Origin of the sequence: Variovorax sp. EBFNA2 (assembly GCF_033802765.1) — a bacterium.
Taxonomy (GTDB): domain Bacteria; phylum Pseudomonadota; class Gammaproteobacteria; order Burkholderiales; family Burkholderiaceae_C; genus Variovorax; species Variovorax paradoxus_H.
The window spans coordinates 168,816-194,459 of sequence record NZ_CP138497.1 but is presented as its reverse complement, the minus strand read 5'-3'; the positions used below and the strand labels follow the sequence as shown (position 1 = coordinate 194,459).

Sequence of the window (25,644 nt, the reverse complement as noted above, 5' to 3'; positions counted from 1 at the left end):
GGCGGTCAGTGCGCGGCAGCCAGCAGACGGCCCAGTGTTCGCGCATCGGGAAACGGTGTGCCGCGCAATGCGCTGTGCAGTTCGGAAGCTGCCGCGCCGTCCATCGCCAAGCTCGCGCAGGCCATGAATTTGTCGCGGTGCTCGGCATCTCTCATAGGCAGCGATGGATGGCCTCGCGGCTTGGCGCGGCGCTTATGGAACACCGTCTGGCCATCCACGTCGATATGAAGCTCGGCGAAGTCGCCGTTGCCCGCAGGAAAGTCGATGCCCGGTGCGACTTCGATGCGCTGCGCCAAGGCGCGCACGTCAGAGCGCTCCAGCGCTGCGTCCGCGAAATCCGACAGCGCCTGCGTACCGCAGAGCAACGCCACAGCCACGCAGTATTCGACGTGAAACTTGGCTTCCATCCCCGACGTCGGCCAGGCTGTCTTGCGCGTAGCGCTCAGTCGCGTGCTGATACCGCAACGGATGCGGCCGACACCGAGCAGCTCGGGCAGGCGATAAGCTCGCGCCTCGATCGCCATGTCGACCAGCGCGTGCATCAAGGAGCAGGTCGGGTACTGCTTGTAGACGATGCCGGGGGACGCCAGCTCGAACGGCTGGCCCAGCGCTGCCAGGGCGCGATCCGGTCGCGCGTCGTCGCCGCAGAACAGGGCCAGAAATCCTTCATGGCCCTCCAGCGCCTGGTCGCTCGCGGTGACACCTGCTTCGGCCAGGCGCGTGGCCAGCACGCCGTTGTGGGCAGCCAGCCCCGCATGCAGCGGTTTGGTCATCGAGCCGAAGTTCACCCGCAGACCGCCCGCCATCGACGCCGCAATGCCCAGTGCGTGCACCGTGCGCAACTCGTCGAGCCCCAGCAACTTCGCGCAGGATGCGGCGGCTCCCACGGCGCCCAGCGTGCAGGTGGTGTGCCACCCCAATTGCGAATGGCGGTCGTTGACGGCGAGACCGAGTTTGGCTGCGACTTCCACACCCACCACGTAGGCCTCGATGAGCACATCGCCTGAGGCATCGATTTCTTCACCCAACGCCAGCACGGCCGGCACGATCGGCGCCGAGGGATGTCCGCGCATGGATTCGTTGGTGTCATCGATGGCATGTGCATGCGCCGCGCAGCCGTTGATGAGAGCGGCGTCGCGCGCCGAGGCACGCCGCGGCTGCGCCCAGAGGGTGCAGCGTCCAGCGCCTGCATCGGCCAGCGTTGCGGCCTGAATGGCGACAGGCTCGCGGGCACCGGCGAGTGCACCTCCGAGGCAATCGGTGATCGCACGTTGCGCTTCGGTGTGCACCGCGGTTGGCATGCGCTCGAACGTTGCAGCCCGCACGAAGGCCGCGAAGGCGCGCGTGAGGCCTTGCGCTTCCCCCACCTCACAAGCGGAAGATTCGGCGCTCACGCTGCATCGCCCTGCGGTTGCCAGTCGGCCACGTGAGCGTCCATCTCGTCCAGGAAGCCGTGGATGCCGTGGCCACCGGAGGGCGCGCTCAGCGCAGCGCACACTGCGTCGATGCTGTGGCGCGGGACGACCACGACACCTTCGACACTCGCGCAGACGACGTCGCCCCGGCTGATGATCACGCCGCCGCAGGCGACCGGCACATTGAGCTCGGCGGGCCCGAGCTTCGGTCCCGAATGGGGAGACACACCGAGCCCATAAATCGGGATGCCGGCGTCCTGGGCTTCGGCCACGTCGCGCCAGGCGCCGTTGACCAGAAGGCCGGCCATGCCGTAGTCGTCGCGCGCCACCTTGAGCAGTTCGAAGCCTCCCATGCACCAGCGCGTGAAGGCCTGGCCATCCACCACGAGCACGTCGCCTGGCTGGATGCGCCGGATCGCGGCCATGACGCCGAGGTTGTCGCCCGGGGGGCACTTGACGGTGAACGCCGGGCCCACCATCGGGATCGCGGGCAGCACCAAGGGCCGCACCTCGGGCGCACAGGTGTACATGCGCCCCGCCAGGTCGCTGAGGCGGGTGACATCGGCCGCGCGCAGCTGTGCCACGCGGGCGGCATCGGGCGGTGCGGCGTGCTGCTGAATCAGGAACGGCGGAACGGGCCGCTTCCAGCGGCGATCGGGGGGCGTGGCGGACATGGTGGCTTCAGGATCAAAGTGCAGATGGGCTGCGGATCTTTGCCATTGTCCGAAGCTCTCCTCTATCCCGGAAGCGACGATTACTGATGAATTGATGAGGCCATCTCATCAACTTGCGATCGCGGTCAGCAGCCATTCGCGGTAGGCGACCACTGCCGGCACATCGCGGCGCGCCTCGGGGCACACGAAGTGATAGCCACGCGAGCTCGGCAGTCCGAAACGGGACAGCTGCACGATCCGGCCCTGTGCGATGTCGCTCGCGACCAGAAAGCGCGGCAGCAACGCAGCGCCCATGTCGGCCAGCACCGCTTCCAGGATCATGTTGAAGCTGTCGAAGCGCGGTCCGCGAAAGGCGTTCGGCGGCTCCACATCCACATGCCGGAACCAGTCCTGCCAGGCGGAAGGCCGCGTGAACTGCTGCAGCAGCGTGGCCCGGCCCAGATCGGCCGGCGTGCGCAGCTTCAGGGCCAGCCGGTAGGTCCGGCTGCTGACCGGGATCATGTCTTCGTCCATGAGCAGCGTGGCGACGGCGCCGGGCCAGGCGGGCTCACCGTAGTGAATGGCGGCGTCGAACGGCTCTTTCGCGAAATCGAAGGGCGCGCTGCGCGACACCAGGTTCACGTTGACCTCGGGGTGCTTCGCCAGGAACGTGGGCAACCGCGGGATCAGCCACTTGACAGCAAAGGTCGGCACCGAGGCGAGGTTCAGGATCTCCTTGTCACCTGTGGCCATGGCCTGGTTGGTGACCTCCCCCAGGTCCTTGAGGATGCGCCGGACCTCTTCCAGGTAGCGTGCGCCCGGCCCCGTCAGCAGCACGCGCTGGCGCACGCGTGCAAACAAGGCCACGCCCAGGCTCTCCTCGAGCTGTCGCACCTGCTGACTCACCGCCCCTTGCGTCAAGTGCAATTCGTCGGCCGCGCGCCGGAAGTTCAGATGTCGCGCAGCCGATTCGAATGCCGTCAGAGCGGTGATGGAAGGGAGTCGCGCACGCTTCATGGGATGCATTGTCTGCCGCTGCGGTGCGCCCGCCATACCGCCTCGAGGCGTGCGCGAGTTCAGGCCTGCGCGATCTCTCTGGAGAGAGACTCGGCCCGCGTGCAGGCCGCGGCGACCGCCTCCTTCAGTGCGTCGGCCGTCCCGGCCAGGTCCAGCTGCGCCAGCGCAGCCTCTGTGGTTCCATGCCTGGAGGTCACGCGTTCGCGCAGCGTGCCGAACGCATCGCCCGACTGCGCCTGCTGCACGGCGCCCGCAACGGTTTTCAGGACCAGCTCGCGCGCCGTCACCTCGTCGAAGCCCACGGCCTGTGCGGCAGCCTGGAACGCCTCCAGAAAGTGGAACACGTAGGCGGGGCCGCTACCGCTGACGGCCGTGACTGCATTCAGTCGTTCGTCGCCCTCGACCCAGAAGCAATGGCCCGTCGTGGCGAGCACTTCCTCTGCCATGCGTCGATCGGCCGTGGCGGCCTCCGGTGCGGCGCTCAGGCCTGTGACGCTGGCGCCGATCAAGGCGGACGTGTTCGGCATGGCGCGGACCACGCGCGTGCTCCCCAGCCAGCCCGACAAATCGACGCAACGGATTCCTGCCGCAATGCTGATGTGCAAGGGCGCACGCAGGTGCGCGCTCGCCTGCTGCACCGCCTGGCGCAAAACCTGAGGCTTGACGGCCCAGACCACCACGTGGGCAGTGGCAAGGCGGGCGTCGACGCTTCCGCCCACATCGACGCCGAGCGAGGTGCGCAGCCGCTCCTGCTGCGCCGTGTCGGGGTCGAACACCACGATGGCCTGGGGCGGAAGCCCGGCCCTGATGAGACCGCTGATCAGGGCTGTGGCCATCTGCCCGCCGCCGATGAAGGCGAACGAGCCGGGTTGTGCTTTGGAGAATTCTGAGTTCATGAAGGGTCTGGATTGACGCTGCTGGCGCGAGACAGATCCCGGCAGCGAGGTCTCTGGAGATGGAGAAAGCGCCGGCAAGACATGACAGGAAATCCCTGCGTCAGTGATCTCTGGCCGGCATCGCCCAATCTACGCATCCGGCGCTGAGCATTGTTTCGAAGATGTGCGTCTCCACCAGATAAAGCACGGTTCGACCGCATGTCGTCGACGCATGCGCAGGCCTGCTGGCGCTTCTTGATGAGAGTCCCGCGTTCCGCGCGTAAACCCTTCCTTGCTTTCGTATATTTCTTCGTATATCTTTACGTATATGAAGAAGCCGGACGCGGTTTCCTTCTGCCAAGGGGCCCTCTTCCCAGGGCCGTTGTTCCTCATTTGCCAGAGAAATTGGATGTACTACTTCGCTTACTGCACCTGGATCAACGATCCGGAAATCAAACGCTACATGCCCGAATGCAAGAAGGTGGCCAAAGCCGTGCTGCCGAACTACCGCCTGGAGTTCCATGCCGCTGCCGGTCGCTCCGACCGCGGCTGGTGCCACCTGAACGGCCTGCCCGACGCCTGGGGCGAGCGATGCGAGGGCCTCGTGTTCGAAGACGACGGCCTGACCGACGACTACGACGATTTCGAGCGCTTTGCCATCACCGTCATCGGCGAGGACGGCAAGACCTATGACTGCTGGACCTATCGCATGACCTCGCCCGGCGTGGCGATGCGCCCGCCGAACTTCTACTGGCAGCACATCCCCGACGGCCTGAAGTCCGAAGGCTTCTCTGCCGAGTACATCGCCAAGGTTCAAGCCACCTACGATGCGGCGGCCCCCTGCCCCCGCGCCGACCGCCCGAATCCTTCCGCCATCCCGGGCAAGTCCGCCGACTCGCGTTAATCACGACAGCGCCCGCGCCGTCAGCAACTCAAGAAAATCACCGAGAAAGAAAATCATGCGTTCGTTCATGTCATCTCTCCGGGCAACTTTGCTGCTGACGGCGTTGTCGCCGTTGTGCGGCCTTGCCCAGCCCGCGGCATCGCCCCTCTCCGAGGCTGCGCGTGCCGTGCCCGCCGACGTCAAGGCGCGCGGCGTCCTGCGCGTCGGCTCGCAGCAGACCTTTCCTCCCGTCGAGTTTCGCGAGCCCGGCGGCAGTGGTGTCTCGGGCGTGAGCCGCGACCTGCTCGAAGATGTCGCGCGACGCCTGGGGCTCAAGCTCGAGTACATCCAGTCCGAGTACGCCTCCCTGATCTCCGGCGTGGAAGCCGACCGTTTCGACGTCGCCTCCGGTGGCATCAGCGACACGGAAGAGCGCGAACAGAAGCTCGATTTCGTCAACTACATGCAATCGGGCGGCAGCATCCTCGTGCTGTCCGCCAACACAGACAAGCTCTCGACCATCGACGACTTCTGCGGCAAGGGCATCGCCACGATGCTCGGCGGCCGCACCATCATGACCGCCGTGGAGGCGGCCTCGGAGCGCTGCACGAAGAACGGCAAGGCACCAATCCGCGCCGAGCAGTTGCCCACCGCACCCGATTCACGCATGCAGCTGGACCTCAAGCGCGTCGATGGCTACATCGGGGACTACCCGGCGCTCGTCTACATGGGCTCTCAGTTCCCGGGCAAGTACAAGGTCGTGGGCGGCAACTACATGCTCACGCCGTACATCACCTCGTGGGGCTTCGCCAAGAGCAAGACCGGCCTGCGCGATGCCGTTCAGAAGGCCACGCAGAGCATGCTCGACGACGGCACCTACAAGAAGATCTTGGACAAGTGGAACGTCGGCGGCGCCGCGCTGCCGGCGATCAGCAGCAACCTGCCCTCCAGCAAGCGCAAGTGAGCTCCATCCCTACTTCTTCCGCGTCGGCTGCGCTGCCGGTGCGCCGCGTGGTGCACCGACGCCAATGGGGCGCCTGGTGCTTCGGCGCGGCCGTGATGCTGGCGCTGGCCTGGTTGGTCACGGCCGCGGTCGGCTCCAAGGTGATCGACGTCGGCGTCTTCGCCAGCTACGTGTTCAGCCGCAACGTGCTCATCGGTGCGGGCCACTCCGTGATGCTCGGCACCATCGCCTTGCTGCTGGCGGTAGCGGTCGGACTGGTCGTGGCCATGATGCGCGTGAGCGGCAACCCGATCCTCGTGGGCTTTGCCGCCAGCTACGTGTACCTGTTTCGCGGCACGCCGATGCTGATCCAGTTGATCTTCTGGTTCAACGCCTTTCCGATCATGTTCCCGCAACTGCATCTGGTGATCCCGTTCACCGGCCTCGTGCTACTGGACATGCCGATGACGCAGGTCATCACGCCCTATGCAGCGGCGCTGGCCGGGCTGAGCCTGGCCGAAGGCGCCTACATGGCCGAGATCATCCGCGGCGGCTTCATCGCAGTGGACAACGGCCAGCGCGATGCGGCGCGCTCGATCGGCATGACGCACGGCATGATCATGCGCAAGGTCGTGATTCCTCAGGCTGCGCGCATCATCGTTCCAGCCACGGGCAATCAGTACATCATGCTGCTGAAATCGACCTCGCTCGCCTCGGCCATCGGCTATCTCGAACTGCTGCGCATCTCCACCGACATCTACGCCGCCAACTTCCGGGTGGTCGAGCTGCTGGCCGTGGCCGGCTTCTGGTACTTGGTCATGACCGCCTTCGCCACTGCCTTGCAAACATCGCTCGAGAAGCGATTCCCGCACCGATGACCACACCCACCTCCCGCCCCGCCACGCATGCCGTCCGCATGGTCGGCGTGACCAAGTACCGCGGGACGCAAGCCGTCCTGCGCGATGTGAGCTTCGATGTGCCCGAGGGCCAGGTCGTGGCGGTGCTCGGCCCGTCGGGCGCAGGCAAGTCGACGCTTCTGCGATGCATCAACCACCTCGAACCCATCGACGGCGGCAAGATCTTCGTGAACGGCGACCTCATCGGCTATCGCGAACGAGGCGACGCGCTGATCGAACTGCCAGACAGCGAGATCAGCCGGCAACGCCGACGCATCGGCATGGTGTTTCAAAGCTTCAACCTTTTTCGCCACATCACCGTCATCGATAACGTGATGGCGGGCCCGGTCCATGTGCTGGGACAGACCCAGGCACAGGCCAAGGCACTGGCGATGGAGTTGCTGTCGCGCGTGGGCTTGGCCGAAAAGGCCGGCGCCTATCCGAACCAGCTCTCCGGTGGTCAGCAGCAGCGCGTGGCCATCGCGCGGGCGCTGGCGCTCAAGCCGCGGCTGATGCTGCTGGACGAGCCCACCAGTGCGCTCGACCCGGAGCTTTCGCATGAAGTGATTGCCGCCATCCGGCAGCTCGCCCTGGACGGCATCACGCTCATGATCGCCACGCACGAGATGGCGCTGGCGCGCGACTTCGCACACCGGGTGCTGTTCATGGTCAACGGTGAACTGGTCGAAGACCGGCCCGCGCGCGACTTCTTTCATGCCCCGCGGCACGAGCGCAGCAAGCAGTTCCTCGCGCACCACGCGGACGAACCCACCTCTGAGGAAACAACGGCTTCATGAAACAATTCTTCAAGACCCTCCACCACGTGTGCATCGTCGTGCACGACCTGGACAAGACGGTGGGCTACTACGAACAGCTCGGCGTGGGTCCCTGGTTCGACTACCCCAAGGGGAGCGCCTACGTCGAATTCGATGTCCCGAACCGCGCCGCCTCCGACGCCATGCGCTACAAATGCGTCGACCTCGACAATGTGCAGATCCAGATCTGCCAGCCTTCGGAACTCGATTCGCCGCAGCGGCGCTTCCTGGACCAGCATGGCGAGGGCGTGTATCACCTCGGCTTCGAGGTTCCTGATCGCGATGCGGCCGAGGCCGCTGTGCGCGAACTGGGAATTGGCGTGACCGCCCGGGGTGCGCGCGCGGACGGATCGGGCTTTGCCTACTTCGACACGCGTGCGCAGGCCGGTGTGGTCCTCGAAGTGCGCAAGACCGCTTGAACAATATTGCAGGAGGCCGAATGGCACTCAAGAAGACCGGCAACGACCTGATCGCCGGAGACGTATTCCAGAAACTGCGAACGAGGATCCTGACCTTGGACATCAAGCCGGGCTCACGGCTGGTGGAGGACGAGGTATCGGCTCTGCTGGAGGCCGGCCGCACCCCCGTGCGCGAGGCACTACTTCGACTGCAGGGCGAAGGACTGGTCAGCCGTGACCGCGGCTGGGTCGTCGAGGCCAGCGATCCTGCGTCGTTTCGGACCATCTTCGAGAGCCGCATGGCCATCGAGGGCTATGCCACGCGACTGGCTGCTGAACGCGCTACGCCTGCTGCGCTCGATGCGCTCGAACAGCTGGTCACCGAGATGGACCGCGGCGAAGAACTGCCGCGCAGCGAAATCAACCGGCTCAACCAAACGTTTCACCGGCAGATCGTCGCGCTCTCGGAGAACCCCTTCTTCGCCGAGCTCCACGAGCGCACCCAGTTCCAGTACTGGAACCTGCGGCTGCCGGTGATCTTCATGAAGGACCAGCTGGGCCGATCGTCCGAGCAGCATCATGCGATCCTGTCGGCTTTGAAGAACCGCGATGGCGAGCGTGCAGAGCGCGCCACCCGCGAGCACATCCAGACGACGATGAGCATCGTCGCGGACGCGCTGCGCGACGACTGAAGCCGAGGCGATTTCCCATGCACGCCTGGCGCATCGCTGCCCAAAACACGCACCTGTACCCCGGCGCGAGGCTGCAAGGCCTCGACCCGGCGCTGCGCGACGCCATGCGTGCGGGCGACACGGTCACCGTCGAGTTCTCGGACCAGGGCGTCATGCAGGGCGAAGTCCTGGCGTGCTCGAATCAAGGTTGGCACCTGCGTGCCGAACCCCATGCCACGATGGCGGGCACCTCCATCGCGGCCAAGCGCTGGATCATCGAATGGGCCGGCGCGGACGATGCCGCCGCGGGCATGCGCGTCAAGGCGCCCCTGGCCTGAGCCCGCCGTGACGTCTTGCCATCGCCCCGCAGCGGGCGGCGCGCTGCTGGTCGCAGCCATGGCCGGCTTCGCGCTCTCGGACATGTGGGCCAAGGGACTGGCGACCACTTTTTCACCGTTCCTGCTGGCCTGGTTCCGCTATCTGGGGCTCTTCGTGATGGTTCTGCCGCTGATACTCGCAAGGCCCGCGCTGCTGCGCACCGCACAGCCACGCCTGCAGGTGCTGCGCGCAGTGGCTCTGGTGGGCTCCGCCCTCTTCTTTCTCTACGCGCTGCGTTCGATACCGCAGGCCGAAGCGACGGCTATGGTTTTCGCGTCGCCTCTGTTCGTCATGCTGCTGGCGCGGGTGGTGCTGGGTGAGCGCGCAGGTTTGCAGCGATGGTTGCCGGTGTTGTGCGGTTTCGTGGGGGTGCTGATCGTCGTGCGGCCCGGCGCGCTGGCGTTCGGCGGAGCCGAGATCTTTCCGATGTTGTCGTCGATGTCCTGGGCATGCGCGGTCATCCTCACGCGCCGCCTGTCCGCCGCAGAGCACACCGCGACCACGGTACTCTATTCATCCGCGATCGGTGTGCTGGGCCTGAGTCTCTTGCTCCCAGCCATGGAATGGTCGCCCGTCGGCACCGCTTGGTGGCGCCTCGCGCTCATGTCGCTCAGCTGGTGCGCTGCACAGTGGCTGGTGCTCCTGGCCTACCGGATCGCCCCACCCTCGGCGATCGCGCCGTTTTCTTTCTCGCAGATGCTGTGGGCCGCACTGCTCGGATGGATGGTCTTCGGCCATTGGCCCGATGCGACCAGTTGGACGGGCATGGGTCTGATCGCGCTCGGCGGAGGCTACGCGGCGCTTCAGGCTCGATCCATCGGCGCTAGCGGAGTGAAGACGCGCGAGCACTTCTTGAAGTTGCAGGGGTCCCCTCTTCGCGACTTACTGGATAGGGTGTGGCGCAAATAGCCGCCATCAGGCCTGGTCGACGATAGCCATATCGGTGCAAGCCTCCAATTGTCGGCGGTTGATCACCGCGTGGAAGCGACAGAAGAGCCCAGCAAGTCGGTGGCTCCGCACGCGGAAGCTAGAACTCACTTCAACCAGTCGGCGGCCCCGCGGTCCTCTAAAGGCGGCTATGCAGCGCAAGGCGTCGTCGAGATACCGCGCAACAAAGGCGCCGCGATCCGGTCCCTCGATCTGCAGACCTTGGAAGTCCTGGATGTCGCAGAGCGCATGACGGGCCTGCTCGCCAGAAGCGCGGCATTGGGCATCGCAAATGGCCGGGCGCGCGATCCGATCAAGCAGGCGCTCGCCGAACTCGATCGCGCCAATACCGCCACGGATGGCGACGTCTTTGCGCGAGCGCGACGCGGGCTGTACCGCGCGCTGCTGAACACCAGTGGAAGCAACGAGTTGAAGCGGCTGTTTCCGTCCATCCAGATGCCCATCGTCTACGCGCAGCATCGCCCCTCGACCTTGCAGAAGGTTCGCATGCGCGACTGCCAAGTCATGTGCGATGCCGTGCTTCGCGGTGACGCGCAGGCGGCGGATGAAGCGGGGATGGCTCACGTGCAGAATGTGCGCTCGGTGTTGGATTCCATCGATCTCTGACCCGACTATCGGGCCAAGGGGCGCACTCGGCACAAGACAATGACGCTCGATGCCGATGAGTTCATGCGCCGCTTCCTGCTGCATGTTCTGCCGGGCGGCTTCCATCGCATCCGACACTACGGGCTTCTGGCCAACGGCCATCGCACGGCCAACCTGGCGCGCATCCGCGAACTACTGGGGCAAGAGGCTGACGCGGTCGCGCAGATCGCGAGCCTGGATGCCGAGCCTTGCCATCCTCAACCGACCTTCGTCTGCATGCACTGCGGCGCTGCGATGATCGTCTTGCTGACGTTGGCTCGCGGGCAGCCGATCCGTGCGCCGCCACCACAGGTCCGGGCACCATGACGACGCAGCTGCTCAGCCAACCTTCGACCCTTCTTGCTATCGGGCCGATGAGAGGAAGTCTGGTCTTCGAGTCCGGTGATGCCCTTCGTCGACCGTCCTGGCGTCAGGCGACGCAAGCGACGGCCTTGATTTACTGCGCTTCGGCAACGCCATTGGAGGCGTCTCCCGGGCTGCGCGTCGGAGCCAGCTCGGGCCACGCGTTCCGAATCCCCATAGGCCCGTAGCCTTCCCCGTCCGCAGCAGAGCATTCCGCGGTTTCCTCCTTAGAGGCTTGTCCAACACCTGCCCCAGGCCGTTGTGGTGCGCGGGCTCGTGGTGTTGCACGGGCAGGTATCGGACAACCCTTAACCATTGCCGACACCTCGGCCTCGCGCGAATGGGTACTACCGCCCAAAGCGGAAATAGCCGCAGCTCAAAATCGGACGCGCCGAGGGCTTTTAGATCGGCTCTGTGTGCACCGCTTCCGCCCCGCCTTTCACCAGCGGCGACGCTTGAAGAGCATCGACTAGAAAGTCGACCATCACCCGCACCTTCGCGCTGAGATGCCGACGGCTCGCGTAGATCGCCAGGATGTCCACGGGCGGCATGTGATAACCGGGCATGACCTCGACCAACCGTCCGGTGCGCAAGTCCTCTCCGACCACGAAGCTCGGCTGCCAGATGACGCCGGCACCAGCGAGCGCCGCGGCGCGGGCGGTTTCGCCATTGTTGGCGCGCAGGGCCCAGCGCACGCGCACGGAGTCCAGCGCCCCCCCGGGGCCGGCGAACTGCCACTCGTCGGAGGTCGCACCGTATGTGTAGCCGAGGCACAAGTGGCGCGACAGGTCTGCCGGCACCTGGGGCATGCCATGGATTGAAAGGTAGTCCGGCGAGGCACAGACCACGTTCTGCGAGCGACCCAGCCGGCGCGCGATATGGTTGCCCGACGAGGTCCGAGAAATGCGAATGGCCAAGTCGTAGCCCTCTTCGACGATGTCGACCACGCGGTCGATGAGCGCGATGTCGAGCTCGACATCAGGGTACTTCGCCATGAACTTCGGCCACAGCGGCGCCAGCACGAGGCTGCCAAAACTCAGTGGCGCGTTGATGCGCAGACGCCCCCGCGGCTGGAGGGAGGCGGTGGTCGCCAGCGCCTCGGTCTCCGCGACTTCTTCAAGGATCGATTTCGCGCGGTCGAACAATGCTTCGCCACCTTCGGTGAGCGACAAGCGGCGCGACGTGCGGTTGATGAGCCGCGTACGCAGGTGCGCCTCCAACTCGTTGACGTAGCGCGTCACGTTGGCCGGCGAGGTGTCCAGCGCGTCAGCAGCCTTGGTGAAACTGCCCCGCGCCACCACGGTGACGAATACCTCGTAGGCACGCAATCGGTCCATGGCGCCACGTCCAATCATTCATGAAAGCTGAATGAGTAAACCACTTTTGGGCTCTTTCTGGAAGTGAAGCTGAATCATAAATTCACGTCACCCCAGCAACCGACAGAAAGGAAGTTCAACATGACCGACACCGATTTCACCCCCGCCGCCCCCTCTGCACCGACCCGCCGTGCCCTGCTTGGCGGTGCCGTCGCCGTGGGCGCCGCCCTGACCGTGGGCCGCGTCGCGCATGCGGCTCCCGTCGCCGACGCAGTGCCGGGCTTCCGCTCCGCCAGCGCGCAGGTCAACGGCACCCGGATTCACTACCGCATCGGCGGCAGCGGGCCGACGGTCGTGCTGCTGCACGGCTACGCCGAGACCGGGCACATGTGGAACCCGCTGATGCCACTTCTGGCCAAGACGCACACCGTGGTCGTGCCCGATCTTCGAGGCGCCGGCGATTCCTCGAAGCCCGAGACGGGCTATGGCAAGAAGAACATGGCCGTCGACATCCACGAGGTTGTGCGCTCGCTCGGCATTCGCAGTGTCAGCATCGTCGGCCACGACATCGGCCTGATGGTGGCCTACGCGTATGCCGCGCAGTTTCCTTCGGAGACCGACAAGGTGGTGCTCATGGACGCCTTCCTGCCCGGCATCGGCGCATGGCAGAACGTCTGGCTCCTGCGCGACCTGTGGCACTTCCATTTCCACGGCGCGACGCCGCTGGCGCTCGTGAAAGGCCGCGAGCGCATCTATTTCGAGCACTTCTGGAACGACTTCGCGGCCGACCCGAAGCACTCGGTGTCCGAAGCCGACCGCCAGTTCTACGCCAGGGCCTATGCGCAGCCCGGTGGCATGCGTGCAGGATTCGAATATTTCAAGGCCTTCGAGCAGGATGCAGCCGAGTTCGCCGAACTGGGCAAGACGCCACTGCCCATGCCGATGCTGGTGCTCTCCGGTGAAAAGGCCGGCGGAGCCTTCCTGATCGAGCAGGGGAAGATGGTCGCAACCCACGTGCAGGGCGTCATCGTCAAAGGCTCCGGACACTGGTTGATGGAAGAGGCGCCCGAGCAGGTGATTCCGGCATTGGTCAACTTCCTGGGCTAGCGCGAAGCCGACGCGACATGGGAACAGCAAGGTCGCGAGAGGGACCTTGCGCGCCCTGCGGGGCACGAGCAGCAGAACTCGACGAGCATGAACGTCGAACCAACCCAGGAGAACCAAGATGGATCTGCAACTCGATGGAAAGCTCGCCCTGGTGAGCGGAAGCACCGCCGGCATCGGCTATGCAATTGCGCGCACGCTGGCCCAGGAGGGCGCAAGCGTGATCGTGAACGGCAGAACGCAGGCGACGGTCAACGAGGCGGTGGGCCGCCTCCGCTCGGAAACGCAAGGCACGGTGCTCGGCCATGCCGGGGACCTCAGCCGGGCAGACGCCGCCGAGGACGCCGTGCGGCGTCACCCCGGCATCGGCATCCTCGTGAACAACCTGGGCATCTTCGAAGCCAAGGCTTTCGAAGATATTCCCGATGAAGACTGGCAGCGCTTCTTCGACGTCAACGTGCTGAGTGGTGTTCGCCTTTCGCGCCTCGTGCTGCCGGAGATGAAGCGGGCGAACTGGGGCCGGATCATCTTCATCTCGAGCGAAAGCGCGGTCCAGATACCCACCGAGATGATTCACTACGGCATGACGAAGACCGCGCAACTCGCGGTGTCGCGCGGCCTTGCGGAATCGCTCGTCGGCACGAACATCACGGTGAACAGCGTGCTTCCAGGCCCGACGAAATCGCGCGGTGTCGGCGACTTCGTGGAAGGCATGGCGCGCTCGAGCGACAAGAGTTTCGAGCAGGTCGAGGCGGAGTTCTTCGACCATGTCCGCCCGACCTCGCTGATCAAGCGCTTCGCCTCGCCGCAGGAGGTGGCCTCGCTCGTGGCCTATGTGGCAAGTCCGCTCGCCTCGGCGACCACGGGGGCGGCCCTTCGCGTCGACGGCGGCGTCGTCAAGAGCGCCTTCTGACCAACGCTTGATCAAGCTTGGACTGGTTTATGCCGCAAGTCCAAGGCTCACCCGGTATTCGATAGGGCTGAGAGAGCCAAGAGAGATCTTGATCCGGTTCTCGTTGTACCAGCGGCTTCTCTTGAGCACTCGATGGAGATGGGGTTGTGCTGGAGGGGCGTGCCGCTGCGGGTGTAGCTGAGGTTGTTGATGCTGTTCTGGCCTCTTCGGGTGGCAAGGCGCCACCCAACTTGGCCATTGTTACGATCTAAAGCAGTACATCGGCTTAGTTCATTTCGGCACTGTGCGCGCGAGTCGCGGTACGCGCAAGTATTCGACGCGCAGGCACTCGCGCGAGCGAGACCATTCATGACACCTTGGACGGGGCAATCGGCGCATGATGGTCGCATGACAGGCGATGTGATGCTCACCTTCAACCCCGGCTCTTCGTCGATCAAGCTCGGGTTGTTCGTGATCGACGCTGGCGCAACACGCGCCCTCGCCCGCCGCACGATCGATGCAACGCCCGATGCCTTGTCCGGCGTGATCGCGAAGGCCCTGGATTGGGTGGACGACGCAGCGCCGGGCGCACGGCTCGTCGCCGCGGGCCACCGCGTCGTGCACGGCGGGGACGAGTTCAGCGGCCCGGTGGTGATTACGGAGGACACGCTCATCGCCATCGAGGCACTGGCACCGCTCGCGCCGCTGCACCAGCTGCAAAGCCTGCGACTGATCCATGCGGTGCGGCACGCCGCACCGGCGCTGCCGCAGTCGGCCTCTTTCGACACGGCCTTTCACCGCAGCCAGAGCGCTGCATCGCGCCGCTACGCGCTCCCGCGCGCGCTGTTCGACCAAGGCATCAAGCGCTACGGCTTTCATGGCCTGTCGTACAAGTTCATCGCGTCGCAGCTGCGCCAGCAGCACCCCGGGATTGCCGCGGGCCGCGTGGTGGTCGCGCACCTGGGCAGTGGCGCCAGCCTGTGCGGCTTGCTGCATGGCACCAGCCGCGAGACCAGCATGGGCTTCTCCACGCTCGACGGCATTCCGATGGCCACACGCAGCGGCGCGCTGGACCCCGGCGCGCTGCTCTATCTGCTCAAGCAACCGGGTCAGTCAATCGACACGGTCGAAGACATGCTCTATCACCGCTCGGGTTTGCTCGGCCTCTCCGGCGTTTCGGGCGACGTGCGCAAACTGCTCGCGAGCGATGCGCCCGAGGCTCGCGAAGCGCTGGCGTTGTACGCACTGCGGATCGCGCGCGAAGTGGCCGCCATCGCCACCACGCTCGGTGGGCTCGATGCGCTCGTTTTCACCGCCGGCATCGGAGAGAACCAGCCGGCTGTGCGCGACGCCGTGTGTCGCCACCTCGCCTGGCTCGGCGTGGCGTCCAATCCCGCAGCCAGTCAGGTCGCCGTACTCGTCATTCACACCGACGAAGAGCAAGTGATCGCCGACGAGGCATGCCAAATTCTTTCCCTTTATCAAACCACCGGAGCCGCCCCATGACCCGACCACTTGAACGCGCCCCGCCCGAAGACTTCGACCTGCTCGACGCCTGGTGGCGCGCCGCCAACTACCTGTCGGTCGGCCAGATCTACCTGATGGACAACCCGCTGCTGCATCGGAAGCTGGAACTTGCGCACATCAAACCGCGGCTGCTCGGCCACTGGGGAACGACACCGGGCCTGAACTTCATCTACGCCCACATGAACCGTGCGATCGTCGCACGCGACCTCGATACGCTCTTCATCGCCGGCCCCGGCCACGGCGGTCCCGGCGTGGTCGCCAACACCTGGCTCGAAGGCACTTACAGCGAGGTCTACCCGGATGTCGGCCTCAACACGGCCGGCATGCAGCGGCTCTTCACCCAGTTCTCTTTTCCCGGCGGCATCCCAAGCCATGTCGCGCCTGAAACGCCAGGCTCGATCCACGAAGGCGGCGAGCTGGGCTACTCGTTGCTGCACGCCTACGGCGCCGTGTTCGACAACCCGGAGCTCATCGCGTGCTGCGTGATTGGCGACGGCGAAGCCGAGACCGGTGCGCTCGCGGCGAGTTGGCACTCCAACAAGTTTCTCAATCCCACGCGCGACGGCGCCGTGCTGCCGATCCTGCACCTCAACGGCTTCAAAATCGCCGGCCCCACGGTGCTGGCGCGCATCGGCGACGAAGAGCTGACGCAGCTGATGCGCGGCTACGGCCACGAGCCGCATTTCGTTTCAGGTGACGACCCCGAAACGATGCACCGAGCGATGGCGCTGGCGCTCGACACAGTGCTCGACGTCATCCGCGCGATCCAGACCGAAGCGCGCGCAGACGGTTTCACCCGCCGACACCGCTGGCCGATGATCGTGCTGCGTTCGCCCAAGGGCTGGACCGGGCCCAAGGTGGTGGACGGTGTGCCGATCGAAGGCACGCAGCGCGCGCACCAGGTGCCGCTGACCGGCTTTGCGCAGCATCCGGCGCACATCGGCCTGCTCGAAGACTGGATGCGCAGCTACCGGCCCGAGGAGCTGTTCGATGCCCACGGGACCCTCCACGCCCACATCGCGGCCATCGCGCCGCGGGGCCTGCGCCGCATGAGCGCCAATCCGCACGCCAACGGTGGCGCGTTGCTTCGCGATCTCAAGCTGCCGGACTTCCGCGACCATGCCGTGGCGGTTGAGTCTCCCGGCGCCTCGCAGGGCGAAGCCACGCGCGTGCTCGGCGGTTTTGTGCGCGACGTGATGTGGCTCAACGACGAACAACAGAACTTCCGGGTGATGGGCCCGGACGAGACCGTGTCGAACCGTCTGGGTGCGATCTTCGAGGTGACCAACCGAACTTCGACGGCACGCGCCGAGCCGACCGACGACCACGTTGCACCCGACGGTCGCGTGATGGAAGTGCTCAGTGAACACCTCTGCCAGGGCTGGCTCGAGGGCTATTTGCTGACCGGGCGCCACGGCTTCTTCTCGTGCTACGAAGCCTTCATCCACATCATCGATTCGATGTTCAACCAACACGCCAAATGGTTGAAAGTGACGCGCAAGATCGGCTGGCGGCGCCCGATCGCCTCGCTCAACTACCTCTTGACCAGCCATGTCTGGCAGCAGGACCACAACGGCTTCAGCCATCAGGACCCGGGCTTCATCGACCATGTGGTCAACAAGAAGGCCGAGGTGGTGCGGGTCTATCTGCCGCCGGACGCGAACACGCTGCTGTCGGTGGCAGACCATTGCCTGCGCAGCCGCGACTACGTGAATGTGATCGTCGCCGGCAAGGCGCCTGCGCCGCAGTGGCTCGACATCGAGGCCGCCGTGCGGCATTGCAGTGTCGGTCTGGGCATCTGGGACTGGGCCAGCAACGATGCCGGTGTCGCGCCCGATGTGGTGATGGCCTGCGCCGGCGACGTGCCCACGCTCGAAACCATGGCAGCGGTCCATCTGCTGCGCAAGCACCTGCCCGATCTCAAGGTGCGGGTCGTGAACGTGGTCGACCTGATGGCGCTGGAGTCGCCGTCAGCGCATCCGCATGGCCTGGCGGACGCGGTGTTCGATTCGATCTTCACGATCGACAAGCCGGTGATCTTCGCGTTCCACGGCTATCCGGCGTTGATCCACCGACTGACGTACAAGCGCACCAACCACCGGGGCTTTCATGTGCACGGCTATCAGGAAGAAGGCACCACCACCACCCCCTTCGACATGACGGTGCTGAACCACCTCGACCGCTTCCACCTCGCCGCCGATGCGATCGACCGCGTGCCACGCATGACCAACAGCGCCGCGCATGTGCAGCAGCACCTGCGCGACCGATTGCTGGCGCATCGGGCTTACATCACCACGAAGGGCGAGGACATGCCTGAGATCTCGGGGTGGCGGTGGAGCGCCCAGAAGGTTGCAAGGGACTGATCGCTTCAAGTTTGATTTCAGAGCCCTTGAGCCATCTTGTTGTGCCATCAACTGCTCCGGCGACCGCTTGAGGCGGATCTGAGGCGCGTACTGCCAAAGCGTATCGATGCGTTGCGTTGCGTTGCCGGACTCGGCGCCCGGCTACCGTGCACGCAACGAATTCGAATACCAAGCTGGCCGTGGTGGTGCTGCAGCAACAGGGCTGGCTCGAGGGCTATTTGCTGACCGGGCGCCACGGCTTCTTCTCTTGCTACGAAGCCTTCATCCACATCATCGATTCGATGTTCAACCAACACGCCAAATGGTTGAAAGTCACGCGCAACATCGGCTGGCGGCGCCCGATCGCCCCCCAAGAAAAGCGACTTTCATCTCGCTCCATCGCCGACTTCACTGCCCGGGCCCTTCACCAGAAATCCCGGGGGGAAATGCGTCGAGGTTGGGGAGATTTTGCAGGTCAATTGCCAGGGATCAACTGGCCAAATGCGCCGCACAGCGGTGCCATTGATGCAAGGCAATTGGCCTACATCCATACGTTGACCTGTCGCGACGTACCCAAATGCCCGCGCGCTGCTACCGCGCTCGACACTTGCTTCCGTCCTCAGGACTCCGCATATACACCGCCAGCCACTGCAGCGCCTGCGTCCTGCCTCGCAAAGCAAAGCACGCCTAAGACCACACGGCAGCCGGCGGTCCTTTCGCCAACGCCGTCAAAAGCTCCAACTGCCTGTTTTGGATCTCCAACAGTTCAACCCACTGCTTCTCCCGCAACAAATCAAGCTTTTCATGGAGCAGCATGATCTCTAGCTCTGCCTTCAGATTGACCTCGTAGTCGTGATCTGCGCGCATGCGGTCTTTCTCCGATTGCCGGTTCTGTGACATCAGGATGATCGGTGCCTGAATGGCTGCCAGCATGGATAGAAAAAGATTGAGCAATATGTAGGGATAGGGATCGAAGGTTTTCGCGTTGACCGTCAACAGAATGGCGTTGACAACAACCCAGACAAGCATCGTTGCGGCGAAGAGCCCGACAAAAGTCCAGGAGCCGCCAAACGAGGCTACAGCATCCGCCGCGCGCTGACCAAAGGCCTGCTTCCTGGTCTCGAGGTCTCCGGGGACGTTGCGTGCGATGGGAGTGCGCTGCGCAATATGCCGTGTGACCTTCCTGGTTGCTTCGTCCAGCGCTTCGTAGGGGGCGCCCAATAACTTCTGGGCGATTTCCTCAGGTTGATGCATGAAGACCTCCTGATTTGAACGCATGGAACAAGACGGCGCCGGGTCCGGGATGCGAACATTGTGATCGATCGGATCATGTGCCCGGGTGCCTGACCAGCAGAGGGTGGCCCCGGGTCCCTGCACCCGGCGTACGCGGGCAGACAGCCGGATGACATCGATACGCGCATGGCGCCAGATCAGAGGGCGGCCATCCTCTCAAGCGTTGAGCTCCCGCAAAAAGCCGGGCCGATTCAGACTGGATTGCACTCGGGCGTCAACGCATCAAGCCACTCCAGTTCTCTCGGATCGTAAGGATAGGAGAAATGCGTGCCGTCGAATCGCACCTTCACCACCCATCCGCGCAAGCTGACCACCGTGCCTAGCCGTCCCCCGAAACGGACCCTTGCTCCTTTTTTTGCCGGTACTGCGAAACGAATGCGGATCTGTTCGTAGGTCATGGGCGGATCCTCGATCCATGAAATGTTACCTTTAGTTGACATTTATCAACCGCGAATAAAAAACGACGCACGGACTCGACCTTCGGCAACGCCAAGCAAGCTTCGCCGATCGCGTTGCCCGCAAGCCTGCCCCTGGGTCAGATAGCGAGGTTGGCGCCGCGCTTGTCGGGCACTCAGAAAGAACATGCGAGGGCTGTACATCTCCATAGAGACCCAATCCCGCCACTTCGGCTTGCGACGGGAATTCTGTCCGGCACTCCGGCAGAGTCATCGCCGCTGTCGTGGGACGTCTGGCGGAATCTGCCTGCGCTCGCACTTGCGCGGGCGGCCGCACGCCTGCTTACGAGGAGTCAATGCAAGCGGCTCGCACGGACGGGACCCACCTCGTACAGCAATTGCCCATGGATGGCTGGCAGCGAGACCGCCCGTGTCAGTACAGCGACCAGGCTGGGCGCACACAGCTGCGGCAACAGCTCGAGGGCAGCCCAACGAAAGCCATTCATCTCAGGGCATCTTCGCCCATGACGGTCCGTGTAGAAGCTCGAGCACATGCAGCGTTTCGCGTCGAAGTGCGTCACCAGCACGGCGAAGAGCCGCAGCTCCTTGTCCCGCCGGTATTGGAATCGCCCGATCTCCCTCAATTGTTCGCGCCGCAGCTCAAGCCCACATTCTTCGAATGCTTCTCGCACGGCGGTCTGCGCACCCTCTTCCTGCGCGACGACCTCGCCTTTGGGGATGTCCCAGTAACGGCTTTCGTTCGCATGGGCCGAGCAGCAGACTTCCAGAAGGATCGAACACCAGGAGGCCGCAGCTGACCGACTTCATGGCGACGGCCTCATGGTGTCAATGTCGTGCGCCCGGACACGCGCGGGAGAATTGGCACGTAGCTTCGGGTCGAGCCACGCGCGATCAGTAGCGCCACCGTGTCGCTGTCCGCAACAGATCTGATCGCTGCGTCGAAATCCGCCAATCCGGCCACCTGCACATCGTTGACCGCGATCAATGCATCGCCAAAACGCAGTCCCGCGCGTTGAGCGGAGCCGGACACCGCCCGCACATACAGTCCTGGGGCCAACGGGCTGACGCCCAGCATGCCTTTGCGCTCCGTGAGTTCGAGCCCGAACCAAACCTCTCGCGTCCGGGAGCGCGCGACGCGCTCTGGCACGATGTCCGACGCGTCGGCAGTCACCCGCACTTGCATCTGCAACGCCGCCCTGCGGCGCCAGACACGCAGTGTCAGGCGACTGCCCGAACTGGCGCTGGCCACACGCTCCTGCACCTCGGCGTAAGGCATTGCTGCGGCGTTCCCCACAGCCAAGACCACGTCGCCACTGCGCAACCCCGCAATCTCGGCCGGGCTGTCCGCATCGACTCGCACCACCAACGCCCCCACGGCCGCGTCGAGGCCAAAGGCCGGCGCCAATTCCGATGTCAGGGGTTGGGTACGGGCACCGATATGGCTTCGCGTCGCCCGTCCCGTTGCGCGAAGCTCCTGTGCCGTGCGCATCGCGGTGTCGATGGGCAGGCTGAATGACAGCCCCGAATAACCATCGGCGGCCGAATAGATCATCGAGTTCATGCCCACGACATTGCCCCGCTCGTCGAACAGCGGGCTGCCCGAACTGCCGGGGTTGAGTGTGACGTCCGTCTGTATGAGCGGCACTGCGTTCCCGCCCGCCAGGTAGCGTGGATTGGCACTCACCACACCGGCGGTCAAGCTGCGCTCCAAACCGAAGGGCGCGCCGATCGCGGCGACTCTTTCGCCCGGGCACAGCGCGCTGCGGCGCCCGACGGTCACGACCGGCAGGTCGGATGCAAAAACACGCAACAGCGCAACGTCGGTGCGCCGGTCCAGCCCCACCAGCTGTGCGTCGAAGCGACGCTGATCGGCGGTGGCGACCGAGATCGCCTGTGCCCCCCCGACCGCATGCGCACTGGTCAGGATGAAGCCGTCGCGCTCAAAGATGAATCCTGAGGCGAAACTGCGCCCCACGCCTTGTGGTCCACGCGCCGAAGGCGGCATGGCGCCCGCGAATGCCCCTTCGCTGCCCGCCCCGACGACGGTGATGCTCACCACCGCGGGCGACTGCTGCGCGGCCACTGTGACGAAGTCGTTGCTTTGCGATGCGGGCAGCGCGCGATCCGGGCATGCGCGCGTCTGGGGCCAGGCGTGCATGGCGGTTACCAGCGCGATTGCGCCGGTGAACGCCGCAATCGTCCCTCGCGCGAGGGTGACGGCTTTCATTCAGCGCACGAGTAGCACCGGCACCGTGCACGTGGCCAGCACCTTGGTGGCAACCGAGCCGAGCACCAGATTGGTCAAGGCGCCATGACCGCGCGATCCCATGACTAGCAGATCGAATTGCCCCTTCTGAGCAAAGGACGCGATCTCCGCCGCGGGATGGCCGATGCGGTGCTCGAAACGCGCGTCGATGCCGTGCTCGGCCAACAACGCACGAACCGGATCAAGCACCACCCGCGCATCGTCTTCGTAGTAGCCATGCACGATATCGGGCTCCGCGAAGGCCGCGGCCCGATGCGGGACCGGCAGCACCGCATAGAAGACCGTGAAGGTATGGGCCGCGTTCTTCCATTCCTTGTGGCCGGTCAGGTAAGACAGCATGCGGCGCGTGTAGTCGCTGCCGTCGACGGCGAGCAGGATTTTCATATCGGCTCCATGGACGGCGATACCCTCCAGTGCACGAATGGTCGCCACGAGACCTCGGGTTCGCCTTGCGTCACGTCAAGAAAATCGCAGGTGTGCGGGGTGTCTGCGCTGCAGCAGGCCTTCTTGATTCAGCGCAAGGTGGCGGCCCGTTTCGCTGCCTACATTGATTGCCTGAAACACACAGAGGCAGCCATGAACAACGTCCTGGTCATCGTGTACTCCTACACCGGAACTTCCCGTCGGGCCGCCGAACTTCTGTGCAGCCAACAAGGCTGGCCCTTGGCCGAGATCACCGACGTGCGCTCGCGCAGCGGCGCCCTGGGCAGCTGGCGCTGCGTGCTCGACTCGTTCTTTCGGCGCCAGCCCGCCATCCACTATGACGGACCGCCGCCCAGTGACTTCGACGCGGTCGTGCTGGTCTCTCCGATCTGGATGCTGCAACTGGCCGGACCCATGCGCAGCTTCGTCGCGCGCCAGCGCAACCGCTTGCCTGATGTCGCCGTGCTCTCCGTCATGGGCGGCCAAGGTGCTCCGAACGCCGCCGCCGAGATCGGCAGGCTCCTGGGGCGCGCACCGATCTTGAGCTGCGCTGTCACGATGCGCGAGGTCGATGACGGCAGCTGCGCGGCGCGCGTGCAGGCCTTCGGCACCGCGGTGGGCGGCGCCCAGAACGCGTCCGACGCGGTGCGTCCTGTCGCCTTGTCGCCGCAATCGATCTGAAAGCGGGATGCGAACCGGCGTGACCACCCGACTCCTTCGCGCGGATGCGATGCATCGCGCCACCCGCCTGGCCTGTGCTTTCGCAAGCGCATGTCTGCTCGCTGCATGCGCCGCCGTGGGTCCTCCTGGCCCGGCGTCGGCCCCCGCTTCGCCTGCGCCCTCCTTCGTGACGCCACTCGCGCCAGCGGCCGCGCCGCAGCGCGCTTGCGACATCACGCCCGGCACTCCATCGCGTGTCGCGAGCCGCAGCATCTCGGTGGTCGACATCAGCACGTTGCGAATCGGACGAGACGAGAGTCTGGAGAGCATCGAGCTGGAGATCGCCCCCGAGCATGATTTCGCCGACAGGCTGGCTTGGCCGCTCGCGGCCAGCGCGCGCATCAGCCAGATCCGCGATCTCGCCTCGGGCGTGATCATCGATGGCGACGGGCTGATTCTCACGAGCGCCCACGTGGTCACGAACGTGGACGAGGCCCAGGTCCTACTGCACGACGGGCGCCGCTTCACGGCGCGCGTGGTCGGCGTCGACAAACGCACCGATGTCGGCCTCCTGAAGATCGACGCTACCGCCTTGCCCGTGGCCGTGATCGGCGACTCTTCAACGCTCGGCGTCGGCGACTGGGTCGCGGCGATCAGTTCGCCCTTCGGATTTCAAGGCAGCCTGACGGCGGGCGTCGTCAGCGCCGTGGGACGCGTGATGGGCGGGGCGGGCGACATTCCCTTCATCCAGACCGACGTCGCCATCAACCCGGGCAGCTCGGGCAGCCCGCTTTTCAACAGCCGGGGCGAGGTGGTGGGCATCAATTCGATGATCTACAGCGGCAGCGGCGGCTACATGGGCCTGTCCTTTGCGGTGCCGATCAACCTGGCGATGGGCATCGCCGGACAGTTGCGTGAACACGGCGTCGTACACCGTGCCTACCTGGGTGCACAGTTCCAGGAGATGACCCCGGCCCTGGCCCAATCCTTCGAGCTGCCGTCGGCCACTGGCGCGCTGGTCGTGCGCGTCGAAGCGGACAGCCCTGCGCAGGCCGCAGGACTTGCGCAAGGCGATGCGGTGCTGTCGCTGGACGGGAAACCTCTTGCGCGCCTGGCCGACCTTCCCCAGCAGATCGCCCAACGCTCGCCGGGCAGCCGCGTGCAGCTGGAAGTATGGCGCGCAGGCACCCGCCGCCTGCTCCAGGCGTCGTTGAGAACCCAACCCGCGTCGCCCGAAAGCCGCTTCGCGCCGGCGGTGTCCGAATGGAACGATGGCCTGGGCCTGAGCCTGGCCGAACTGTCGCCGCTGCAACGCGTGCAGTTGCGTATCGACAGTGGCCTGCTCGTGCGAGAGTCCTCGGGCCCGGCACGTAGCGAAGGCATCCGCGCGGGCGACGTCGTCGTGGCGCTGAACATGGTCAATCTCTATCGCGTAGACGATTTTGCGCGCGGCCTGGCGCAAATATCCCCAGGAGGAACCGTCGCCCTGCTGGTGCTGCGCGATCGCCGTCTCGCCTATGTGGCGGTTCGCCTTCCGGCCGTTCGGCGCGACCGCTCCTGAACGAACGCAGTCTTGCCATGCCCTCTCACCTCGACATCACCATTTCATTGCAAGGACACTCACCATGAGACAGCTGAATACCGCCGATCTTCGCGCCCTGCGTCAGCAACTCGACACGATGAAACGACAGGTGCTCGACGAACTGCGTGCCACGGCACCTTCGGCCCGTGCTGCATGGGCCGAGGGCGTCCACGAAGTGAAGACCCATGCCGACGAAGCCGAGGCCGAGCGCGCTGCCGACGTGTACCTGGCCGAGATCGAGGTCGATCGCGCCCGGCTCGAAGAGATCGAGCGCTCGATTGCGCGACTCACGAGCGGGCGCTATGGCATCTGCGAAGACTGCGACCGCGAGATTCCGCGTGCGCGGCTGCTGGCCCAGCCCACGGCCACCCGCTGCACGGCGTGCCAGGCGGCGGCGGAGGCACATCGCCAGCATTGAACCGGCAGGGGGTCGATGGCCGCCTTCAGCCATCCTTGGGCTCGCGTCGGACTTTCACTTCCTTTCCTTCTTTTCCTTCGTCGGCTTGACGCCCGTTTCCTCGCGCAACGCCAATGCTTCGCCGTACCTTGCCTGCTGACGGCTCACGCCGTGCAGCAAGTTCTTCTTGACGTTGCCGGTCGAGGCTTCGTCGCGCGCGTAGCTCACGACCCGGTACAACGAGCGGGTCGCAGAGCCGGTGCCCATGTTGCAGATCACGGTGTCGTTGCCGCTGTCGCTCTCGAAGCCAGGCGCCTGGTCTTCCATGCCGTCGTGGTTCTCGATGGTCGTCTCGATGCGGCATTCGCGCGGCAGCACGATGCCCAGCTTGCGCAGGAAGTCGCGCGGCCTTCCGAGGTAGGTCCTGAACTCCGCGGGCGTGCATTCCCAGAAGTGGGCATGGAAGGGTTCAGCCCGAATCACCTCGGAACGGGCGGAGAAATCGACGATCTTGGTCGGCATGTGCAGCTCCGGCAGGTTGAAAAAA

Annotated in this window: 27 protein-coding genes and 3 pseudogenes; 18 read left to right on the top strand and 12 right to left on the bottom strand. The window is 65.1% G+C overall.

The window, feature by feature from the left end; all coding sequences use genetic code 11:
• Positions 1-5: 5 nt before the first annotated feature.
• The 4 genes from RZE79_RS31330 to proC all read right to left on the bottom strand — a co-directional run bounded on the left by RZE79_RS31330 (position 6) and on the right by proC (position 3,981).
• The gene (locus tag RZE79_RS31330) at positions 6-1,394 is read right to left on the bottom strand and encodes an MmgE/PrpD family protein (RefSeq protein WP_319362140.1); all 1,389 of its coding nucleotides are present in this window, start codon (positions 1,392-1,394) and stop codon (positions 6-8) included.
• Positions 1,391-2,089, bottom strand: coding sequence for an RraA family protein (locus RZE79_RS31325; RefSeq protein ID WP_319362139.1), 699 nt, complete (start codon positions 2,087-2,089; stop codon positions 1,391-1,393). Before RZE79_RS31325 ends, RZE79_RS31330 begins: the two co-directional genes overlap by 4 nt.
• Positions 2,090-2,197: 108 nt before the next feature.
• On the bottom strand, positions 2,198-3,121 hold the full coding sequence (gene gcvA / locus RZE79_RS31320) for a transcriptional regulator GcvA (RefSeq protein WP_319362138.1): 924 nt from the start codon (positions 3,119-3,121) through the stop codon (positions 2,198-2,200).
• Positions 3,122-3,144: 23 nt separating this feature from the next.
• Positions 3,145-3,981, bottom strand: coding sequence for a pyrroline-5-carboxylate reductase (gene proC, locus RZE79_RS31315; RefSeq protein WP_319362137.1), 837 nt, complete (start codon positions 3,979-3,981; stop codon positions 3,145-3,147).
• Positions 3,982-4,369: 388 nt separating this feature from the next.
• On the opposite strand from proC, the gene RZE79_RS31310 reads away from it, so the two are divergent.
• The 10 genes and pseudogenes from RZE79_RS31310 to RZE79_RS31265 form a co-directional block, all read left to right on the top strand.
• Positions 4,370-4,864, top strand: a complete 495-nt coding sequence (locus RZE79_RS31310; protein ID WP_319362136.1) for a gamma-glutamylcyclotransferase family protein — start codon at positions 4,370-4,372, stop codon at positions 4,862-4,864.
• Between the two features lie 67 nt (positions 4,865-4,931).
• Positions 4,932-5,807 carry an ABC transporter substrate-binding protein gene (locus RZE79_RS31305; RefSeq protein ID WP_319362135.1) on the top strand — a complete coding sequence of 292 codons (876 nt, stop codon included), beginning with the start codon at positions 4,932-4,934 and terminating at the stop codon, positions 5,805-5,807.
• Positions 5,804-6,664 carry an amino acid ABC transporter permease gene (locus RZE79_RS31300; RefSeq protein ID WP_319362134.1) on the top strand — a complete coding sequence of 287 codons (861 nt, stop codon included), beginning with the start codon at positions 5,804-5,806 and terminating at the stop codon, positions 6,662-6,664. Before RZE79_RS31305 ends, RZE79_RS31300 begins: the two co-directional genes overlap by 4 nt.
• Complete coding sequence (locus tag RZE79_RS31295; RefSeq protein WP_319362133.1) at positions 6,661-7,479, top strand: amino acid ABC transporter ATP-binding protein; 819 nt, start codon at positions 6,661-6,663, stop codon at positions 7,477-7,479. Before RZE79_RS31300 ends, RZE79_RS31295 begins: the two co-directional genes overlap by 4 nt.
• Positions 7,476-7,916: a VOC family protein gene (locus RZE79_RS31290; protein WP_319362132.1), complete on the top strand. Its 441-nt coding sequence runs from the start codon at positions 7,476-7,478 to the stop codon at positions 7,914-7,916. Before RZE79_RS31295 ends, RZE79_RS31290 begins: the two co-directional genes overlap by 4 nt.
• A 20-nt stretch (positions 7,917-7,936) precedes the next feature.
• Positions 7,937-8,587: a GntR family transcriptional regulator gene (locus RZE79_RS31285; protein ID WP_319362131.1), complete on the top strand. Its 651-nt coding sequence runs from the start codon at positions 7,937-7,939 to the stop codon at positions 8,585-8,587.
• Positions 8,588-8,604: 17 nt separating this feature from the next.
• Positions 8,605-8,904, top strand: coding sequence for a hypothetical protein (locus RZE79_RS31280; protein WP_319362130.1), 300 nt, complete (start codon positions 8,605-8,607; stop codon positions 8,902-8,904).
• Between the two features lie 7 nt (positions 8,905-8,911).
• The gene (locus RZE79_RS31275) at positions 8,912-9,853 is read left to right on the top strand and encodes a DMT family transporter (protein ID WP_319362129.1); all 942 of its coding nucleotides are present in this window, start codon (positions 8,912-8,914) and stop codon (positions 9,851-9,853) included.
• A gap of 69 nt (positions 9,854-9,922) precedes the next feature.
• On the top strand, positions 9,923-10,498 hold the full coding sequence (locus tag RZE79_RS31270) for an FCD domain-containing protein (RefSeq protein ID WP_319362128.1): 576 nt from the start codon (positions 9,923-9,925) through the stop codon (positions 10,496-10,498).
• A gap of 3 nt (positions 10,499-10,501) precedes the next feature.
• A pseudogene (locus RZE79_RS31265) lies at positions 10,502-10,843 on the top strand (transposase); the annotation flags it as partial.
• Positions 10,844-11,280: 437 nt separating this feature from the next.
• On the opposite strand, the gene RZE79_RS31260 reads toward RZE79_RS31265, so the two are convergent.
• Entirely contained in the window at positions 11,281-12,216 is a 936-nt protein-coding gene (locus RZE79_RS31260) for a LysR family transcriptional regulator (protein ID WP_319362127.1), read from the bottom strand.
• A gap of 120 nt (positions 12,217-12,336) precedes the next feature.
• On the opposite strand from RZE79_RS31260, the gene RZE79_RS31255 reads away from it, so the two are divergent.
• Together RZE79_RS31255 and RZE79_RS31250 are read left to right on the top strand one after the other, a co-directional pair.
• The gene (locus tag RZE79_RS31255; RefSeq protein ID WP_319362126.1) at positions 12,337-13,302 is read left to right on the top strand and encodes an alpha/beta hydrolase; all 966 of its coding nucleotides are present in this window, start codon (positions 12,337-12,339) and stop codon (positions 13,300-13,302) included.
• Between the two features lie 118 nt (positions 13,303-13,420).
• Positions 13,421-14,212 (top strand): SDR family oxidoreductase, encoded by a 792-nt coding sequence (locus RZE79_RS31250; protein ID WP_319362125.1) that lies wholly within the window; start codon positions 13,421-13,423, stop codon positions 14,210-14,212.
• Between the two features lie 27 nt (positions 14,213-14,239).
• On the opposite strand, the pseudogene RZE79_RS34800 reads toward RZE79_RS31250, so the two are convergent.
• A pseudogene (locus tag RZE79_RS34800) lies at positions 14,240-14,326 on the bottom strand (IS3 family transposase); the annotation flags it as partial.
• Positions 14,327-14,599: 273 nt separating this feature from the next.
• Here RZE79_RS34800 and RZE79_RS31245 point away from each other — a divergent pair.
• From RZE79_RS31245 to RZE79_RS31235, 3 genes and pseudogenes are all read left to right on the top strand, one after another.
• The gene (locus tag RZE79_RS31245) at positions 14,600-15,697 is read left to right on the top strand and encodes an acetate/propionate family kinase (protein ID WP_319362124.1); all 1,098 of its coding nucleotides are present in this window, start codon (positions 14,600-14,602) and stop codon (positions 15,695-15,697) included.
• The gene (locus RZE79_RS31240) at positions 15,694-18,081 is read left to right on the top strand and encodes a phosphoketolase family protein (protein ID WP_319362123.1); all 2,388 of its coding nucleotides are present in this window, start codon (positions 15,694-15,696) and stop codon (positions 18,079-18,081) included. The genes RZE79_RS31245 and RZE79_RS31240 overlap by 4 nt, the downstream gene beginning before the upstream one ends.
• 197 nt (positions 18,082-18,278) lie before the next feature.
• Positions 18,279-18,452: pseudogene (locus RZE79_RS31235) on the top strand (hypothetical protein); the annotation flags it as partial.
• Between the two features lie 295 nt (positions 18,453-18,747).
• Here the strand turns inward: RZE79_RS31235 and RZE79_RS31230 are convergent.
• The 5 genes from RZE79_RS31230 to RZE79_RS31210 all read right to left on the bottom strand — a co-directional run bounded on the left by RZE79_RS31230 (position 18,748) and on the right by RZE79_RS31210 (position 22,419).
• Positions 18,748-19,314, bottom strand: coding sequence for a DUF1003 domain-containing protein (locus RZE79_RS31230; RefSeq protein ID WP_319362122.1), 567 nt, complete (start codon positions 19,312-19,314; stop codon positions 18,748-18,750).
• 230 nt (positions 19,315-19,544) lie between these two features.
• Positions 19,545-19,751, bottom strand: a complete 207-nt coding sequence (locus RZE79_RS31225; protein WP_319362121.1) for a polysaccharide deacetylase — start codon at positions 19,749-19,751, stop codon at positions 19,545-19,547.
• A gap of 350 nt (positions 19,752-20,101) precedes the next feature.
• Positions 20,102-20,488 (bottom strand): NUDIX domain-containing protein, encoded by a 387-nt coding sequence (locus RZE79_RS31220; protein WP_319362370.1) that lies wholly within the window; start codon positions 20,486-20,488, stop codon positions 20,102-20,104.
• Between the two features lie 98 nt (positions 20,489-20,586).
• Entirely contained in the window at positions 20,587-21,996 is a 1,410-nt protein-coding gene (locus RZE79_RS31215) for a trypsin-like peptidase domain-containing protein (protein ID WP_319362120.1), read from the bottom strand.
• Complete coding sequence (locus tag RZE79_RS31210; protein ID WP_319362119.1) at positions 21,997-22,419, bottom strand: universal stress protein; 423 nt, start codon at positions 22,417-22,419, stop codon at positions 21,997-21,999.
• Between the two features lie 192 nt (positions 22,420-22,611).
• On the opposite strand from RZE79_RS31210, the gene RZE79_RS31205 reads away from it, so the two are divergent.
• From RZE79_RS31205 to RZE79_RS31195, 3 genes are all read left to right on the top strand, one after another.
• Positions 22,612-23,139 (top strand): flavodoxin, encoded by a 528-nt coding sequence (locus RZE79_RS31205; RefSeq protein ID WP_319362118.1) that lies wholly within the window; start codon positions 22,612-22,614, stop codon positions 23,137-23,139.
• Between the two features lie 166 nt (positions 23,140-23,305).
• Positions 23,306-24,679, top strand: coding sequence for a trypsin-like peptidase domain-containing protein (locus tag RZE79_RS31200; RefSeq protein ID WP_319362117.1), 1,374 nt, complete (start codon positions 23,306-23,308; stop codon positions 24,677-24,679).
• Positions 24,680-24,743: 64 nt separating this feature from the next.
• A complete protein-coding gene (locus tag RZE79_RS31195) occupies positions 24,744-25,118 on the top strand; it encodes a TraR/DksA family transcriptional regulator (protein ID WP_319362116.1) in 375 nt (124 codons plus the stop codon).
• 54 nt (positions 25,119-25,172) lie between these two features.
• Here RZE79_RS31195 and RZE79_RS31190 read toward each other — a convergent pair whose 3' ends face one another.
• On the bottom strand, positions 25,173-25,619 hold the full coding sequence (locus tag RZE79_RS31190) for a hypothetical protein (RefSeq protein WP_319362115.1): 447 nt from the start codon (positions 25,617-25,619) through the stop codon (positions 25,173-25,175).
• Between the last annotated feature and the right edge of the window lie 25 nt (positions 25,620-25,644).

Coding starts and splice junctions, on each gene's coding strand:
- RZE79_RS31325 (WP_319362139.1), bottom strand. CDS start 2,089: ATGTCCGCCACGCCCCCCGATCGCCGCTGGAAGCGGCCCGTTCCGCCG.
- gcvA (WP_319362138.1), bottom strand. CDS start 3,121: ATGGCGGGCGCACCGCAGCGGCAGACAATGCATCCCATGAAGCGTGCG.
- proC (WP_319362137.1), bottom strand. CDS start 3,981: ATGAACTCAGAATTCTCCAAAGCACAACCCGGCTCGTTCGCCTTCATC.
- RZE79_RS31310 (WP_319362136.1), top strand. CDS start 4,370: ATGTACTACTTCGCTTACTGCACCTGGATCAACGATCCGGAAATCAAA.
- RZE79_RS31305 (WP_319362135.1), top strand. CDS start 4,932: ATGTCATCTCTCCGGGCAACTTTGCTGCTGACGGCGTTGTCGCCGTTG.
- RZE79_RS31295 (WP_319362133.1), top strand. CDS start 6,661: ATGACCACACCCACCTCCCGCCCCGCCACGCATGCCGTCCGCATGGTC.
- RZE79_RS31290 (WP_319362132.1), top strand. CDS start 7,476: ATGAAACAATTCTTCAAGACCCTCCACCACGTGTGCATCGTCGTGCAC.
- RZE79_RS31285 (WP_319362131.1), top strand. CDS start 7,937: ATGGCACTCAAGAAGACCGGCAACGACCTGATCGCCGGAGACGTATTC.
- RZE79_RS31280 (WP_319362130.1), top strand. CDS start 8,605: ATGCACGCCTGGCGCATCGCTGCCCAAAACACGCACCTGTACCCCGGC.
- RZE79_RS31260 (WP_319362127.1), bottom strand. CDS start 12,216: ATGGACCGATTGCGTGCCTACGAGGTATTCGTCACCGTGGTGGCGCGG.
- RZE79_RS31255 (WP_319362126.1), top strand. CDS start 12,337: ATGACCGACACCGATTTCACCCCCGCCGCCCCCTCTGCACCGACCCGC.
- RZE79_RS31250 (WP_319362125.1), top strand. CDS start 13,421: ATGGATCTGCAACTCGATGGAAAGCTCGCCCTGGTGAGCGGAAGCACC.
- RZE79_RS31245 (WP_319362124.1), top strand. CDS start 14,600: ATGACAGGCGATGTGATGCTCACCTTCAACCCCGGCTCTTCGTCGATC.
- RZE79_RS31240 (WP_319362123.1), top strand. CDS start 15,694: ATGACCCGACCACTTGAACGCGCCCCGCCCGAAGACTTCGACCTGCTC.
- RZE79_RS31230 (WP_319362122.1), bottom strand. CDS start 19,314: ATGCATCAACCTGAGGAAATCGCCCAGAAGTTATTGGGCGCCCCCTAC.
- RZE79_RS31225 (WP_319362121.1), bottom strand. CDS start 19,751: ATGACCTACGAACAGATCCGCATTCGTTTCGCAGTACCGGCAAAAAAA.
- RZE79_RS31215 (WP_319362120.1), bottom strand. CDS start 21,996: ATGAAAGCCGTCACCCTCGCGCGAGGGACGATTGCGGCGTTCACCGGC.
- RZE79_RS31210 (WP_319362119.1), bottom strand. CDS start 22,419: ATGAAAATCCTGCTCGCCGTCGACGGCAGCGACTACACGCGCCGCATG.
- RZE79_RS31205 (WP_319362118.1), top strand. CDS start 22,612: ATGAACAACGTCCTGGTCATCGTGTACTCCTACACCGGAACTTCCCGT.
- RZE79_RS31195 (WP_319362116.1), top strand. CDS start 24,744: ATGAGACAGCTGAATACCGCCGATCTTCGCGCCCTGCGTCAGCAACTC.
- RZE79_RS31190 (WP_319362115.1), bottom strand. CDS start 25,619: ATGCCGACCAAGATCGTCGATTTCTCCGCCCGTTCCGAGGTGATTCGG.